Consider the following 14,070-nt stretch of genomic DNA (forward strand, 5'->3'; position numbering starts at 1 on the left):
CCCCCGGCGGCGCGTGCCCCGGAAGCGGCACCGCGGTGCCGGGAACGTCCGGCGGGGCCTCGCCCGGCCGGCCCGCGATCGGGATACCGGGCGTGGGCGGCAGTCCGTCAGGCTTTGGCTGCGACGCCTCGACATCCAGCGGTGCAGGAAAGCCGCCAAGGACAGCGCCAAACGGGCCCTGATCGGAAAGTGCGCACGGCAACGGGTTTCCGGGCCGCGGCGGGCTATCGGCCGCCGGCGTGTACGAACACGGCGATCCCGGCGGTACGGCCGGCCCCGGGTGGTCGGGGGTGCCCTCCAGCACCGGGGGCCCCGGCGGCGGTGCGCCATTGGGAAACCGGGTGCCGTTGGGGTCGGGCCACCGGAACGCCGGCAACCCGGCGCTGCGCCAGAAGTTCTCCGGGTCGATGCCCCGTTTCTTGAACGCCGCGTCGAGCCACGGCTGAAGCAACTGGGCGGGAATCAGATTCGCGACGATCGCCTTGAAGAACGGTCCCGACGCGACCGCCTCGGTCAGGGACGCGGTGTATCTGCTGACCAACACCAGCACGTCGGACAGTTCCTTCTTCCGCTTGACCAGCTCGTCGCTGACCGTGTCTAGCTGCTGTAGGACATGGTGCGCATTCGGGTTTTCCCTGATGAATCCGGACACCTGCGTCGACACCGCTGACACGTTGCTCAGCAGGATGCTCAGCGCCTGGCTGCGCTGCCGGAACGCGGCCAGCAGGGTATCGGCGTTGACCAGCAAGCTGTCGACTTGTTGGCTGCGGTCGCCGAGTACGCGAGTGACCTTGTCGGCGTTGGCCAGCAGCTGCTTGATCTGATCGTCTCGGCTGCCGATGGTGCCGGAGAATTTGGAAACTCCGTCCAGCGCCGCCTTCAGGTGCGGTGCCGTCTGATCGAACGTCTCCGACAAGACGTTCAGCGACCGTTTGACGAGGTCGATGTTCCAGTCGGTTGCCGCCTTCGTGACGTCGACGAACGCGTCGTAGATCTGATACGGCGTGGTGGTCTGCCCGGAGGGGATGATCCCGTTGGGCCGCAACGATTCCGAACCATGTGGCTGGATCGCCATGTTCTTGCGTCCGAGGAAGGTGTCGGTGCGGATCGCGGCACGGCTTTGCGTCCCGATCGTCTTGCCCGGCATGGAGAAGCCGACCAGAACCTTGTCGCCGTTGATCACCAGCGAGCGCACCAGACCGACGTTCACCCCGGCGATTTCCACCTTGTCGCCGACGCTGATACCGCCGGTGTCGGCGAATTGCGCGTAATAGGTCGGGGTGGCGAACAGGATCGGCACGCTGGTGAAGCTCTGCCCTACGCCGACGGCGAGCAGCGTCACCAGGGCGCCCATCAGACCGACGCGGGTCCGGTTGAACTCCGTCAGCGTTCTCATTGCGGCGTGCACCTTCCGGTCGGCTGGCCGAAGAGCTTGATCGTGCGTACCGGACCGCCAGGCTGCAATCCATTGACCTTGATCGAGAGGTCACACAGGTAGAAGTTGTAGAAATCGCCGTAAATGCCGCCGGCACGGCCGATTACGCGAAACGCGCCCGGGAGTTTGCCCAGCACGTCGTCAACCGTCGGCAGGTCGGCGATGAGCGACTGCTGGATGCCCTCGAGGTGTCCGAGCGTGTCGTGCAAGAGCGGCCGGTCCTCGCCCAGCAGGCCGGCCACGGTTCCCGCGGCGTCGCTGATGTGCGCCGCGGCCGCGGCCAGCGGATCGGCCCTGTCCTTCAACCCGGTGATGAGCAAGTCCAGCTTGTCGACCGTGCGGTCGAACTCCTTCTCGTGCTTGACGGTCGTCGCCAGCACGGTGTTCAAGTTGCTGATCACCTCGCCGATCGCCTTGTCGCGGTCGGCCAGCGCCCCGGTGAGTGAAGCGGTCTGGTCGAGGATGTCGTTGATCGTGGCACCCTGGCCCTGGAACACGGTGATGATCGACTGTGCGATGCTGTTGACCTTGCCCGGGTCCAAAGCCTTGAACAGCGGCCGGAATCCGCCGATCAGTGCGTCGAGATCCAAGGCCGGCTGGGTGTGCTCCAGCGGGATCTCGCCGCCAGGCGCCAGACGTTGCCCGCTCTCGCCGCGTTTGAGCTCGAGGTATCGGTCACCGATGAGGTTGAGGTAGCGAATCGAGGCGGTCGTCGCCCGGTCCAGTGTCAATGAGCGATCGACCTTGAACTCCACCAACACCCGGGTATCGCCGTCGGTCAACGCCACCTTGGCGACCTTGCCGACCTCGACCCCCGACGCACGCACGAATTGCCCGGCCCGTAGCCCGCTCGCGTCGGTGAACACCGCGAAGTATCCGGTGGTGCGATCGAACCGCACCTGGCCGAACACGATGATGATCATCACGGTGAACATCGCCAACACGGACCAGAAGACGCCGAGTTTGACCGCTGTGCCAGTGATTTTCATGGGTTGATCGTGTTCTCCCCGTATTGGCGTCCCCAGACGTACTCGGTGGCCAGCGGCTGGCCGAGTCCGAAGTGGTTGTAGGGCGCGAGGCTGGCGCCGGTGTCCATCACCAGATACGGGGCGGGCCACAAGTCGCGGGTGATCTTCTGCCAGCAGCCGGGCCGCCCTCCGGGGCCGCCGTGAGCGTTGACCCGCGGCAGATTATCCGGATAAACGTAGGGATTGGGGGCACCGATGATCGATCCGGCCGCCGCTAACGAATAACCGTTGCCGCCGGCCGCTTTCGCGACTTCCGGAGCGGCGTCGTGGAAGTTGCGGATCATGCAGAACAGTTCGGGGCTGTAGGTGTCGAGCAGGTCGGCCGTCGGCACCAGATCCGCGGCGCCGCGCGAAAGGTACGGGCCGCCACGGGCGAAGATGTCCTCACCGTTGCGACCCACGCCCACCGCCGCCAACAGCGCTGCGTCCAGGTCACCCTGTTGTCGGGTCAATGTGCGCGCGGTGGTCACCGCGTTGCGCAAAAAGTCCCATAGGTCAGGTGCGGACTTGGTATATACGTCGGCGAGGTCCGCCAATCGCCGGATGTCATACCGGATCTCGGTCATCCGCGGATTCAGTTGCGCTAGAATGGCGTCGCCGTTGACGATCGAGTCGCCGAACTTTCTTCCCAGCCCGTCCAGCGCCTGTGCCAGCGCGGACAACGTCGCGTTCAGCTCGACCGGACTCACCTTCTCGGCTATCGAGGTGACCGTCTCGAACAACGTGTTGAATTCGGTGGTCACCGAGCGCGCGTCGATCACATCCCGGGTCGAAATACGCTCCCGCGATGCATTTTCCGGCGCGATCAACGACACGTACTTGTTGCCGAACAGCGTTGCCGCCTCGATGTTGGCCAGCACGTTCGCCGGAATCAGCTTGACGTAGCGCGGATCAACGTCCAGCAACAGCTTGGCGGCCGGGGCACCGTCCCGCTCGATCTCCGAGATGGCGGCCACCCGCCCGATCGCGACCCCGTTGTAGGTGACCTTCGATCCCGGCTCCATCACCAGGCCCGCCCTGGTGGCGACCATCGTCAGCTCGGTCTTCGCGGTGAAGTCCCCGCGAAATTGCAGGTACACCAACGTCAAAACCAGTCCGCAGACGGACAGCAGGACGACGCCTTCGACGTACACCCAGGCGCGTCGACCCGTCCGCGGCACCGGCGTCATCGGCTACACCGTGAGGTTGAAGTTCGGGTCGACGCCGTAGAGCGCCAACTGGGCGAGCAGGACCACAACCACCACCGAAACCAGCGAGAATCGCATGGACCGACCGACCGCCTGGCCAACGCCGACCGGGCCGCCGCTTGCGGTGTAGCCGTAGTAGCAGTGGGTGATCATCACCACCACCGCGATGATGACGACCTCCAAAACCGACCAGCCCACGTCCTCGGGGCGCAGAAAGGTGCGGAAGTAGTGCTCGTAGGTGCCGTTCGACTGCCCGTAGAACACCGTGGTGACGACCTGGCCCGACGTGAAAGCCATGTCGAGTGCCAGCGCGTACAGCGGCACGATCACCGCCAGCCCACCCAGGATTCGGGTGGAGACCAGAAACGAAATCGATTTGATGCCCATGACTTCCAGCGCGTCGATCTCCTCGCTGATCCGCATGGCACCCAGCTGGGCGGTTGCGCCGGCACCGACCGTGGCCGCCAGCGTGACCCCGGCGACGATCGGTGCGGCGATGCGGGTGTTGGCCAGTGCGGCGAAGAACCCGGTGAACGCCTCGACGCCGATGTTGCCCAGCGAGGCGAAGCCCTGGATCGCGATCAGCGATCCGCCGGACAGCGTCACGAACCCGATGATCGCGACGGTGCCGCCGACCACGGCCATCGCGCCCGTGCCCATGCCGATCTCGGCGATCAGCCGCAACGTCTCGCGGCGGTAATGGCGCAGCGCCCACCCGATCTGCCCGACACTGATCCGGGCGAACCTCGCGAAAATCCCAATCTGGTACAGCCTTCGGGTCGTGCCGCCGCCATAGCGGTTGAGGTTGGCGGCCGTTCGCGGGTAGCGGGCGCGTAGCGCGCCGGGCGCCGATATCGCGGCCACGTCAGCGCCCCGTCCCGAAACGCACGCCGATCGTGGTCAGCACGACGTTGACGGCGAACAGCGCGATCACGCACAACACCAGCGTCTCGTTGACGGCGGTGCCGACGCCCTTGGGACCGCCCTTCGTGGTCAGCCCCCGATAGCAGCCGACCAGGCCGGCGATGGTTCCGAAGACGGCCGACTTGACCACCGAGATCACCACCTCGGGCAGGCCGGTGATCAGGGTGAGCGTGCCGACGTAAGCGCCCGCCGAAATGTGCTGGATGAAAACACCGAACACGAATCCACCCACCAGGCCGATGGTTATCACCGCGCCGTTGAGCAGGGTGGCGACGATGGTTGCGGCGACGACGCGGGGCACCACCAGCCGGTGGATCGGATCGATGCCGAGCACCTCGAGCGCATCGATCTCCTCGCGAATCGTGCGCGCCCCCAGGTCGGCACAGATCGCCGTGGATCCGGCGCCGGCGATCACCAGCACCGTGGTCAGCGGCCCCAACTGCGTCACCGCGCCCAAAGCCGCACCGGCGCCGGAGATGTCGGCGGCGCCGAACTCCGCCAGCAAAATGTTGAGCGTGAAGATGATCAGCACGGTGAGTGGAATCGCGACCGCGAGGGTTGGCAACAACGAGACGCCGGTGATGAACCAGCCCTGCTCGATGGTCTCCCGCCACTGGAAGGGACGCCGGAACAGCGCCTTGCCGGTCAGCACGCAGGTCCGGAAGAAGCCGCCGACCGCGTCGACCCCCGGCTGAATCTGGCCGCGGAGATACGTCGCGATCACAGCGTGGGTGCTCATCGCCGCTTCTCCCGGCGCTCGAGCGCGGCAATCATCGTGGAGTTGGCGAGTTCGAGGACATGCTGGGCGACTTTCCCCGCCTCGGCCGCATCGCCGGCGCAGACGGCCTCGGCCAGTTTGCGGTACATGTCCGTTGAGTCGGCCTCCGCGTTGATCGCCAGGACGGTCAGAGCCCGCTCATAGGCGACGCGAAAAGGGTTGTACATCAACCGGAACACGATGGAGCCGGAGCCGTCGATCAGGTGATCCCAGAACGCGAGGGTGTCCCGGTGCCACTCCGACGTTCCCGCCGAGGCCTCGAGACTGCGCAGCGAATCGTCAAGCAGCGCAGCCAGTTCGGGTCCGTGTTGTTCGGCCGCCAGTTCAGCGACCTTCGGGCCGATGCGCAACCGGGCCTCGAGGATGCTGCGAAAGACGCCCGCGTCGAGATCGTCATCGCGAAACACCAACTGGGGCAGCAGGTCAAGGCCGGCGTGCCGCCGAAAGTCGCGCACGGTGGTGACGCCACCCTGGCGCACCTCGACCAGGCTGGCGGCCGACAGCCGCTTGAGCGCCTCGCGGACGGCGGGCCGAGATACCCCGAGAACCTCCGCCAGCCGGCGCTCGCTGGGCAGCGCCGCGCCCGGGCGCATCTCGCCGCTGAGCACATCGGTCGCGATTTGGTCGAAAACCGCTTCAGGCACCGATCGTCGAATCACCGGCTGCAGCGCCATGCGGCCAGTGTGGCTGGCCGACAGCCAGTCAGGTGGTCAGACCACCGGCGTGTCGCAAATCTTTGCCGGGCGGCTACCGGTCCGTCCGCTGCGCCGCCACAAACAGATTCCCGGGCACGTAGTCCCGGACTTCCTCGGGCGCCGCGCGCCCGTAGCCGGCCATCAACTCGTCTGCCGGTGTCACCGTCACGTCCCAGCCGTGGCGGCCGAACCATTCGCCCACGTCCTCGCGCTCCTCGAAATACCAGAGCTCGTCGGTCCGGGGCACCTCGCGATCCGGATCAATGCCGGCCATCAGCCCGCGGATCCGGTCCATCCGTTCACGGCGCTTGGCGCGTGCCTGCGGGTCGAGGAACTTCGGACCCAAGGCCTCCACGGCGACCCGGCTGCCGGGAGCGGTCAGCTCCTGAATGCGCTCGAACAGCAGCTCCTGGGCCGCCGCCGGCAGATACGGCATCAAGCCCTCGGCCGACCACACGCTGGGTGCGGAGGCATCAAAACCCGCCTGCCGCAACGCCGCAGGCCAATCCTGGCGAAGGTCCACCGGCACCGCGATGCGCTCGCAGGTGGGGCGCGCCCCATGCTCGGCGAGCGTGGACGCCTTGAAGTCCAGCACCCGGGGCTGGTCGAGCTCGTAGACCGTGGTGCCGTCCGGCCAGCCCAACCGCCAGGACCGCGCGTCCAGGCCGGCCGCCAGGATCACCGCCTGGCGGATGCCCGCGCCAGTGGCGCCGAGAAAGAAGTTGTCGAAAAACGCGGTGCGGGAGGCCATATAGCCGACCATCGACTGCATCTGCAGCGGCAACGTCGGTTCGGCTTCGATGACTTCGTCCGGCAGCTGCCCGGCAGAGTGCCAGTTCCACACGCCGTCACCCGCGGCGTCGAGGAACACCTGGGCGAATGGATCTGTGATCAAAGGGTTTTCGTTGCGCGTCTCCGCCGCGCGGGCCGAGGCCACGCCCAGCGCGGTCGCCCCCACACTTTCGGTGATCTCCCAGCTGTCGTTGTCGGTTCTGGCTCCGCTCATATCTCGGTCACTCACCCTTTCCGGTCCGTTGCGCCGACACGAACAGTGTCTGCGGCGCGGCGTCGTCAATGTCTTGTGGTGGTCTGCGGTCGTAGCCGGCCATCAGCTCCGGCGCCGGGGTGACCGTCACGGCCCAGCCGTGCCGGCCCAGCCAGTCACCCACGTCTTCACGTTCCTCGAAGTACCACAGGTCTTGGACGTCGGGGATGTCGCGGTCGGGTTCCAGCTCGGCCATCAGGTCGCGCACCCGTTGCATCGTCTGGCGTTGCCTCTCGCGGGCGCCCTCGTCGAGGAAGTCGGGGCCGGGCGCCTCCACGGCGATCCGGCTGCCTTGCGCGCCGAGCGCCTGCACCCGCTCGAACAACAGCTCCTGCGCGGCCGCCGGCAGGAACGGCAACAGCCCCTCGGCCGACCACACGCTGGGTGCCGACGCGTCAAATCCGGCCCGCTGCAATGCGGACGGCCAGTCGTGGCGCAGATCGACGGGAACGCTGACCAGCTCGCAGGTTGGCTGGGCGCCCTTGTCGCCCAGCGTCGACGCCTTGAATTCCAGCACCCGCGGCTGGTCCAGCTCGTACACGGTGGTGCCGTCCGGCCAGGGCAGCCGCCAGGCCCGCGAGTCCAGCCCGGCCGCCAGGATCACCACCTGCCGCACGCCTGCGGCGGTGGCATCGAGGAAGAACTTGTCGAAGAACGCCGTCCGCGCGGCCATGTAGTCGACCATGCGCTGCATCCGCGGTTTGAGGTCCGGTTCGATTTCGGCGATCTGGGCGGGCAGGTTGGGAGCGGCGAACCAGTCCCACATGCCCTCTCCGGCGGCCTGCAGGAACACCCGCGCGAATGGGTCGCTGATCAGTGGGTTTTCGCTCTCGGTCTCCGCGGCGCGGGCCGCCGCCACGCCGAGCGCGGTCGCCCCGACGCTCTCGGTGATCTCCCAGCTGTCGTCGTCCGTCCTGGCCACGCCGGTGCCCTCCTGAATTGCTAGCACGCCTGCGTACCCGACCCTACGCGCGCCGGATGAGTGGGAGCTGTCAACGAACCGGGTATTGAGTTAACTTGTCGGCGGGCGACTCAGCAGGCCGAAAGCCACGTGCCGGCGCGAACCCGGAGGATCGTTGATACATGCGAGTTGACGGGCGCGACATCGTCGTTTCCGGCAACTTGCTGCACCCGCTGGCCCGGCGCACCAACGACATCCTGCGACTGATGCTGGCCTCGCTCTTCTTGGCGGTGGTGATCACCGGCTCGGTGATCACCCGCCCGCAGTGGATCGCACTGGAGAAGTCCGTGTCGCAGATCGTCGGTGTGTTGTCACCCACGCAATCCGACGTGGTGTACCTGGTGTACGGGTTCGCAATCGTCGCTTTGCCCTTCGTGATCCTCATCGGCCTGATCGTCGCCGGGCAGTGGAAACTGCTGGGGGCATATGCCGCCGCGGGGTTCGGCGCGATCCTGTTGCTGTCGATCAGCGCCAGCGGCATCGCGTCACCACGATGGCACTTCGACATTCCCGATCGGCTCAGCACGGTTCCGGCGCAATTCCTCGACGACCCGCGCTGGATCGGCATGCTCGCAGCGGTGCTGACGGTCTCGGGCCCGTGGCTGCCGGCGCGCTGGCGGCACTGGTGGTGGGCGCTGCTGCTGGCTTTCGTTCCCATCCATCTGGTCATCAGCGCCATCGTCCCCGCGCGCTCGTTGGTGGGTCTGGCGGTGGGGTGGATCGTCGGCGCGCTGGTGGTGCTCGTGGTCGGCACCCCCGCGCTCGAGGTGCCGCTGGAGGGCGCGGTACGCGCGCTGGCCAAGGGCGGCTTCGCCGTCTCGCGGCTCACCGTGGTCCGGCCGGCCGGCCGCGGCCCGCTGATTCTTTCAGCCGACGGTGAACACCTCGGAGAGACAGCGCTGATCGAACTGTACGGCCCGCACCAGCGCAGCGGCGGGGCGCTGCGCCAGCTCTGGGAGAAACTGAAGCTGCGCAACGCCGAAACCGCGCCCCTGGTGACCTCCATGCGTCGCGCGGTGGAGCACCGCGCGTTGATGGCGATCGCGATCGGTGAGGCGGGGCTGGCCAATACGGCGACGGTCGCCGTCGCCCCGCTGGACCGGGGCTGGATGCTCTACTCGCACCGGCCTCCCGGTGGGACGCCCATCGACGAATGTGCGAAGACCACTCCCGTTGCCCGGCTGTGGGAATCGCTGCGCGTCCTCAACGACCGCCAGATCGCCCACGGTGACCTACGCAGCCACCACATCACGGTGGAGGACGACACCGTGATGTTCGGCGGATTCGGCAACGCCGAATACGGAGCGACCGACGCCCAACTTCAATCCGACATCGCACAGCTGCTGGTGACGGCCTCGTCGCTCTACGAGCCGAAGTCCGCGGTGAGCGCCGCGATCGAGGTGTTCGGCAAGGACACCATCCTGGGCGCCTCTCGCCGCCTCACGAAAGTCGCTGTGCCACAGTATATTCGGCGCTCGGTGCCGGACGCGGGTGCCGTCATCTCCGGTGCGCGGGCCGAGGTCAAACGTCAAACCGGTGCTGGTCAGATCAAGCCCCAGACCATCACCAGGTTCACCCGCAGCCAGATCGTCCAGTTGGTGCTCTTCGGCGCACTCGTCTATGTCGCCTACCCCTTCATCAGCACGGCGCCGACGTTCTTCTCCCAGTTGAGGACCGCGAACTGGTGGTGGGCGCTGCTGGGCCTGCTCGTATCGGCGCTCACCTATGTCGGAGCGGCCGCGGCATTGTGGGCCTGCGCCGACGGCATGGTGAACTTCTGGACGCTGTCAATCGCACAGGTGGCCAACACGTTTGCCGCAACCACCACGCCGGCGGGCGTCGGCGGGCTGGCGCTGTCCACGCGGTTCTTGCAGAAGAGCGGCCTGTCGGCGATGCGAGCGACCGCCGCCGTGGCCCTGCAACAGTCGGTCCAGGTGATCGCGCACCTCGCGCTGCTGGTCCTGTTCAGCGCCGCCGCCGGCGCCTCGCTGAACCTGCGGCATTTCGTCCCGAGCGCGACCCTGCTGTACCTGATCGCGGGGATCGCACTGGGCATCGTCGGCACCTTCCTGTTCGTGCCCACGCTGCGCAAGTGGCTGGCGACCGAGGTCCGCCCCAAATTGAACGAGGTGGTGACCGATCTGGTCAAGCTCGCACGCGAACCGCGGCGGCTGACCCTGATCCTGCTGGGTTGCGCGGGCACCACCCTCGGCGCCGCGCTGGCGTTGTGGGCAAGTATCGAAGCCTTCGGCGGCGGAACGACTTTCGTGGCCGTCACCGTGGTCACCATGGTCGGCGGGACGCTGGCGTCCGCGGCGCCCACGCCCGGCGGCGTCGGGGCGGTCGAAGCGGCGCTGATCGGTGGACTGGCCGCGTTCGGTGTGCCGGCGGCCGTCGGCGTGCCGTCGGTCCTGCTGTACCGGGTGCTGACCTGCTGGCTACCGGTGTTCGTCGGCTGGCCGGTGATGCGGTGGCTGACCACCAACGAAATGGTCTGAGGATCTATTTTTCGGATTCGGCGACCACGAGAACCGTTGAGGTCCGCACGCTTTGGGCGACCGTGGTGGTCAAAGACACCAGGTAGTAATCCGCGCGCACCGACTGCGCAACTGTGATGGGGATGGTGACGCTGGCCGATCCGTCCGCGGCGAACCGACCCGACACCGGCTTCACGCCGATCCCGGCATCCGACGATGTGCCCGCGACGGCGTAGCCGTCGGTGCCGTCGGTCATGCGCTGCGCATCGAGGGTGACGCTGCCCATGTGTCCGGGCGCGATCGTGACGACGGGTTGAGCAACGTTGACCGCCACCGCCGAACTGCCCGCCCCGAACGACGGTGGCGCATCCGCTTCGGCTGTGCCCCAATGCTTGTCCGGGTAGGCCGCCAGCGAATACGCGAGCGTGCCGCCGGTGCTGATGATCGACTCGGGCAGCGATGTGCGGTCGGTTGGCAGGCCGTCGACCTTCAGGCCGCTGATGTATTTGAGGTGCTGGGGTCCGGATGCCCCCGGGGCGGCGATTCGAATGGATTTGCCTGCGGGCAGGGCGATTTCGATGCGATCGAACAGCGGCGCGCCCACGGCGAGGATCGGCGTTCCCGGGGTGGCCGGGTACATCCCCAGGGCCGCCCACACGTACCAGCTGGCCAGCGCGCCCAGGTCGTCGTTGCCGGGCTCGCCGTCGGCGGTCGGAGCGAACAACCCGCGCACCCGGTCGACCGTGCGCTGCGTCTTCCACGGTTGACCGATGTAGTTATACAGCCATGGCACGCCGAAACTCGGTTCGTTGCCGGCCCACAGGAAGGGCTGATTGGGCCCGACATTGAGCTTCTCGGTGAAGCGGTCGAGCCGGTGGGCCACGGCGGCGCGGCCGCCCAACGCGGTCACCAGGCCGGCGATGTTGTGCGGTACCGACCAGACATATTGTTCGGCATTGCCCTCGTCGTACCCGACCTGGCCAAAGTTTTCCGGGGCCACCACGAACCCTGGGCCCCGCCGGAAGAAGCCGCTCCAGCTGCGCGGCGAGACATATCGTGTCGTCGGGTTGTACAGGTTCTGCCAGTACTGCGCCCGCTTCTGAAATTCGGCGGCGGTCGCGGCATCGCCCAACCTGTCCGCGAATCGGGAAATAGTGAAGTCGTCGAGCGACCACTCGAGGGTGATCGACGCGTCGGCGATCCAGCCGTTGCGGCCGAATTCCGTTGTGAACGGCGCATACCCGAACCGCTGGTAATTGGCTATGCCGCGGCGCTCCACGTACCCGCTCAGGCCCACCCCACCTTTGGTCGCCCCGTCCACCATGTAGCGCAACGCCGTCTTGGCGTCGAAGGCGTCGGCCCCGAACATATTCAGGTTCACGATGAGCGGTACCACGCTATCGCCACTCATCTCGCCGGTTGCCGCGTTGGCGAACGCCCAGCGCGGCAGCGCGCCGCTCTGCTCGGCGTCGTTCACCAACGACTGGGCCATGTCGGCGGCCCGGTCGGGAAACAGCAACGCCTGCAACGCCGCGAGGCATCGGTAGGTGTCCCAGTCGGAGAAGTTGGCGTACTGCGTGTGGCCGGCGGTCACCGTATGGATGGAGCCGTCGAACCCTACGTATCGCCCATCGGCATCGTTGAACATGTTGGGATGCATCAGCGATCGATAGAGGGAGGTGTAAAAGGTGGTCAGGTCGTCGACGTTGCGGCCGGCCACCGTCACGCGGGACAGCGCCGCGTTCCAATCCTTCGACGCGGCGGCGCGAACATCGTCGAAACCCGCGGTGCCCTCGGCCGCCAGGTTCGATCGCGCGCCCTCGATACCGACGTAGGAGATCGCGGTGCGCACCTCGAGCGTCGAGCCGGCCGGGAACTCCACATAGCCGCCGCTGTACGGCGCGTTCGCACTGCGGGTGCCGGCGTAGACGGCACTGCCATCCCACGATCCGTACGAGGTGAAGGGCCGGTTGAACTTCATCGCGAAATACACCGTGTAGGCGTTCGGCTTGTCGCAGAAGCCCCCGCTGGTGGCCCACCCCGTGATGGTGGTGTTGTCCTCACCGATCTGGATGGTCGCGCGGGAGTTTCCGGCCAAGGATGAGCCCGAGCGCACTTGGAGGAGGGCGGCGCGGCCGTTGCGGGGATAGCTGAAACGGCCCACGCCCGTGTGCGCGGTGGCGGTGAGTTCCGCCTTCACCCCGGTGCCCGGGAACCGCACCGTGTAGTAACCGGGCATGCCCTGCTCGGTGTCGTCGTGGGCGATTTCCTCGGCGGCGTTCCACGGTTGTAGGCCGATCCCACCGGTGACGGGCAGCATCGAGATGTCGCCGAACGCAGCGCATCCCACCGAGGCATGGGTCATGCTGAAGCCGGTGGAGTGTGGGTTGTCGTAGTTGTAGCCGGCGTAGTTGCCGACGGTGTCCGGCGAGTACTGCACCATCCCGAACGGCACGGTGGCGCCCGGGAAGTTGTTGATCTCTCCCACCGTCTCGCCGCCCGTCCCGGTACCGATGAGCGTCGCCACGTGGTCGACCGGATTCGCCACGAATAGGGGCGGACCGTCGTATCCCCTCGGCGGAGCGGCCGCGATGAAGACCATGAAGACGGCCGACGCCGCAATGACCGCAATGAGGGCCCGCCGCGACCGCATACCTGTCTAATACTCCGAAATCGACGGCATAACGCCGTATTTCTGTGCGTTTCATCCGACGAATTCGATGACAATCGGCGGTTCGACGGCGCCGCGGCACCAGGCCGGAAAAATTTGGCAAAGCGACGAGATATTTCAGTTACTGTCATCCCACCACGGCTGGCGCTGGTACCGGCCCAATTTCGGGAGATTGGATCGATGAAACATTTGACGCTAGCAACCATTTCCGTAGCGCTGAGTTTGGCGCTCGTCGGTTGCGGCAGCGACAACAAATCGGGTGAGAAAACGTCGACGTCCACTTCGACTACGACGTCGACGACCTCGTCAACGTCGTCGCCGACGAGTGCGGCACCGGCGGCCAAAGCCAAATACACCATCGCCGACTACGTGAAGGACAACAACATCGCCGAGACGCCGGTGCACCACGGCGATCCCGGCCCGAACGTCGACCTGCCGGTGCCCGCGGGCTGGCAGCTCAACCAGAACTCCGGCACCTCCTACGGCGGCATCGTGCAGCTCCAGCCCGCCAATCCCTCCGATCCGCCCACGGTCTCGGCGCTGTTTTCCCGGCTGAGCGGCAATGTCGACCCAGCGAAGCTGATCCAGTACGCGCCGGGCGAGGTGCAGAATCTGCCCGGGTACCAGGGCCAGGGTGATGGCTCCGCGTCCACGCTGGGTGGTTACCAGGCCTGGCAGATCGGCGGCACGTACCAGCGAGGCGGCCAGACCCGCGCCATCGCACAGAAGACGGTGATAATTCCCAGCCAGGGCGCGGTTTACGTGCTGCAGCTCAATGCCGATGGGCTGGAGGCCGATCAAGGCCCGTTGATGGATGCCACCAACATCATCGACGATCAGACCACCATCACCGCGGCTGAATAGACCCG

Annotated in this window: 11 protein-coding genes; 2 read left to right on the forward strand and 9 right to left on the reverse strand. The window is 66.7% G+C overall.

The features are described 5' to 3' along the window. The 8 genes from AC5Y4H_RS14025 to AC5Y4H_RS14060 all read right to left on the reverse strand — a co-directional run. Positions 1-1,396, reverse strand: a 1,396-nt coding sequence (locus tag AC5Y4H_RS14025) for a virulence factor Mce family protein (protein WP_499982596.1), incomplete at its 3' end; no start/stop codon positions are given. Continuing rightward, complete coding sequence (locus AC5Y4H_RS14030; RefSeq protein ID WP_499982598.1) at positions 1,393-2,424, reverse strand: MCE family protein; 1,032 nt, start codon at positions 2,422-2,424, stop codon at positions 1,393-1,395. The genes AC5Y4H_RS14030 and AC5Y4H_RS14025, both read right to left, overlap by 4 nt. Next, positions 2,421-3,632 carry an MCE family protein gene (locus AC5Y4H_RS14035; protein WP_499982602.1) on the reverse strand — a complete coding sequence of 404 codons (1,212 nt, stop codon included), beginning with the start codon at positions 3,630-3,632 and terminating at the stop codon, positions 2,421-2,423. Before AC5Y4H_RS14035 ends, AC5Y4H_RS14030 begins: the two co-directional genes overlap by 4 nt. 3 nt (positions 3,633-3,635) lie before the next feature. Then, positions 3,636-4,514: an ABC transporter permease gene (locus tag AC5Y4H_RS14040; RefSeq protein WP_499982604.1), complete on the reverse strand. Its 879-nt coding sequence runs from the start codon at positions 4,512-4,514 to the stop codon at positions 3,636-3,638. 1 nt (position 4,515) lies between these two features. Then, positions 4,516-5,313 carry an MlaE family ABC transporter permease gene (locus tag AC5Y4H_RS14045; protein ID WP_499982605.1) on the reverse strand — a complete coding sequence of 266 codons (798 nt, stop codon included), beginning with the start codon at positions 5,311-5,313 and terminating at the stop codon, positions 4,516-4,518. Beyond that, the gene (locus AC5Y4H_RS14050; protein WP_499982607.1) at positions 5,310-6,026 is read right to left on the reverse strand and encodes a FadR/GntR family transcriptional regulator; all 717 of its coding nucleotides are present in this window, start codon (positions 6,024-6,026) and stop codon (positions 5,310-5,312) included. The genes AC5Y4H_RS14045 and AC5Y4H_RS14050 overlap by 4 nt, the downstream gene beginning before the upstream one ends. 73 nt (positions 6,027-6,099) lie before the next feature. Further along, positions 6,100-7,053, reverse strand: coding sequence for a class I SAM-dependent methyltransferase (locus AC5Y4H_RS14055; RefSeq protein WP_499982608.1), 954 nt, complete (start codon positions 7,051-7,053; stop codon positions 6,100-6,102). Positions 7,054-7,060: 7 nt separating this feature from the next. Beyond that, on the reverse strand, positions 7,061-8,014 hold the full coding sequence (locus AC5Y4H_RS14060; RefSeq protein WP_499982610.1) for a class I SAM-dependent methyltransferase: 954 nt from the start codon (positions 8,012-8,014) through the stop codon (positions 7,061-7,063). A 161-nt stretch (positions 8,015-8,175) separates the two neighbouring features. Between AC5Y4H_RS14060 and AC5Y4H_RS14065 the strand changes: the two genes are divergently transcribed. Next, positions 8,176-10,551, forward strand: coding sequence for a lysylphosphatidylglycerol synthase domain-containing protein (locus AC5Y4H_RS14065; RefSeq protein WP_499982611.1), 2,376 nt, complete (start codon positions 8,176-8,178; stop codon positions 10,549-10,551). Positions 10,552-10,555: 4 nt separating this feature from the next. Here the strand turns inward: AC5Y4H_RS14065 and AC5Y4H_RS14070 are convergent, their stop codons facing one another. Beyond that, positions 10,556-13,183: a GH92 family glycosyl hydrolase gene (locus AC5Y4H_RS14070; RefSeq protein WP_499982613.1), complete on the reverse strand. Its 2,628-nt coding sequence runs from the start codon at positions 13,181-13,183 to the stop codon at positions 10,556-10,558. Between the two features lie 198 nt (positions 13,184-13,381). On the opposite strand from AC5Y4H_RS14070, the gene lpqN reads away from it, so the two are divergent. Beyond that, positions 13,382-14,065: an envelope biogenesis lipoprotein LpqN gene (lpqN, locus tag AC5Y4H_RS14075; protein WP_499982614.1), complete on the forward strand. Its 684-nt coding sequence runs from the start codon at positions 13,382-13,384 to the stop codon at positions 14,063-14,065. Positions 14,066-14,070: the final 5 nt, after the last annotated feature.

The sequence above is a fragment of the Mycobacterium sp. NGS58 genome (assembly GCF_059812385.1).

Bases quoted from the DNA above. Each gene is read 5' to 3' on its own strand.
- AC5Y4H_RS14030 (WP_499982598.1), bottom strand. From the start codon at position 2,424: ATGAAAATCACTGGCACAGCGGTCAAACTCGGCGTCTTCTGGTCCGTG.
- AC5Y4H_RS14035 (WP_499982602.1), bottom strand. From the start codon at position 3,632: ATGACGCCGGTGCCGCGGACGGGTCGACGCGCCTGGGTGTACGTCGAA.
- AC5Y4H_RS14045 (WP_499982605.1), bottom strand. From the start codon at position 5,313: ATGAGCACCCACGCTGTGATCGCGACGTATCTCCGCGGCCAGATTCAG.
- AC5Y4H_RS14050 (WP_499982607.1), bottom strand. From the start codon at position 6,026: ATGGCGCTGCAGCCGGTGATTCGACGATCGGTGCCTGAAGCGGTTTTC.
- AC5Y4H_RS14055 (WP_499982608.1), bottom strand. From the start codon at position 7,053: ATGAGCGGAGCCAGAACCGACAACGACAGCTGGGAGATCACCGAAAGT.
- AC5Y4H_RS14065 (WP_499982611.1), top strand. From the start codon at position 8,176: ATGCGAGTTGACGGGCGCGACATCGTCGTTTCCGGCAACTTGCTGCAC.
- AC5Y4H_RS14070 (WP_499982613.1), bottom strand. From the start codon at position 13,183: ATGCGGTCGCGGCGGGCCCTCATTGCGGTCATTGCGGCGTCGGCCGTC.
- lpqN (WP_499982614.1), top strand. From the start codon at position 13,382: ATGAAACATTTGACGCTAGCAACCATTTCCGTAGCGCTGAGTTTGGCG.